Below are 1,269 nucleotides of genomic sequence, written 5' to 3'. Positions count from 1 at the left end.
TCCCCTGTTTCCTTTCCGGCCTTTAATGCCTCCCTGATCCTTCTTTTTCCATAGCCTTCCTCTGCTTCTCCTTCAGTGGGGAAAGTAGCCAGGATCGTGCCCGGGTTGAAGTCAAGGCTGTTCACGCTCTCCCATTTGTTTTCTATGTCACTCTGACGCTCAAAGGTCAGCGAACAGGCTAATGTCAGGAAACACCCCGGGGGGATCTCTCTGTCAAATACCAGTTCTGTGGCCTTCTGTCCGGAGCTTCGCAGAAAGCTCACCTCACGGATCCCGACGTATTCATAAAACTCTTCCCGGAAGTTAAAGGCGATCAGCACAAACTTCAGCACGTAGCGGCCTCCTTCGATCTGACGGACCCAGGCACGGATATCTCTCCGGCCGTCTATGTCGGGAACTTTCACGGTTACCTGGCCCTGGGCGTTCCGGTACACTTCCGGTTTTACTTTCAGGATGTCGCTGAAGCGGCTGCGGATATTGAATTCCAGCCCTTCCAGGTAGCTGACGTCGCCATCGTGAATGTCACGGCTGCCTCTTTCTTTGTCGCGGCTGGCAAGGATCGAACGGTAAACGGCTGAATTGCACCGGTTCACCAGTCCGCCGTCGTTCAGTTCCCGGTGCGACACGGAGAGGGCTTCCCGGATTATAGCGGCTGTAGTGCTGGCCAGCCCGAACTCACAGGCGGCTGCCTTGCTGGAAAGGCTCTTCTTTTTGCGGGGGCCGGGTCGTCCCTGTACGACGGTCATCCCACGGTAACGGCGATAAACGACGGTCCCGGCCTTGCCGTAGATCCCGCCATGATTATTCAGTATGGCCATAATTTAAGGAATTCTTATTTTTTTACTTTCTTCTTTTAACTTGTTACATCTAAGCCGTCCGGGCTTTCTGTACAGTCAGTCATTCAGCGATCATTTGATAAGTTCCTCCGCACAACCCCTGGGTAAGGTCGTTCAACGGCTGGCTGTGTACGGGGGTAAATTTGGACATTTTTGATATAAAATACCAGAAAAAACAGAATTTATTTTTCACGTAAAGTCCAGTCGCTCAGGATGGTGATGAACCCCGGGTGAGGTCGTTAAGAGGCCCTCCGGTGTATATTGCTTCTTATCTGAGACCTGCAAGGAACTAATTATCCGCCTATTTCTTAAAAAACGTGGATAAACTGTGGAATAAAGGTGGTTTTTATGTTGCTTGACTGGCCAGAGGGCATCAATAGCACATCTAAGCAAACGGTATACAGCTTATCGGGCTGTACTGCGGGACAAGGTT

1 protein-coding gene is annotated in these 1,269 nt (G+C 51.1%); it reads right to left on the bottom strand.

The annotated features are described in order from the left end of the window. A partial coding sequence (locus tag DDR33_RS25100) for a hypothetical protein (RefSeq protein ID WP_109418511.1) occupies positions 1-818 on the bottom strand: 818 nt, incomplete at its 3' end. Positions 819-1,269: the final 451 nt, after the last annotated feature.

The organism is Pararcticibacter amylolyticus (genome assembly GCF_003130405.1).
GTDB lineage: Bacteria > Bacteroidota > Bacteroidia > Sphingobacteriales > Sphingobacteriaceae > Arcticibacter > Arcticibacter amylolyticus.
The sequence above is the reverse complement of the archived record's forward strand: the minus strand, read 5'-3'. Positions and strand labels throughout refer to the sequence as shown.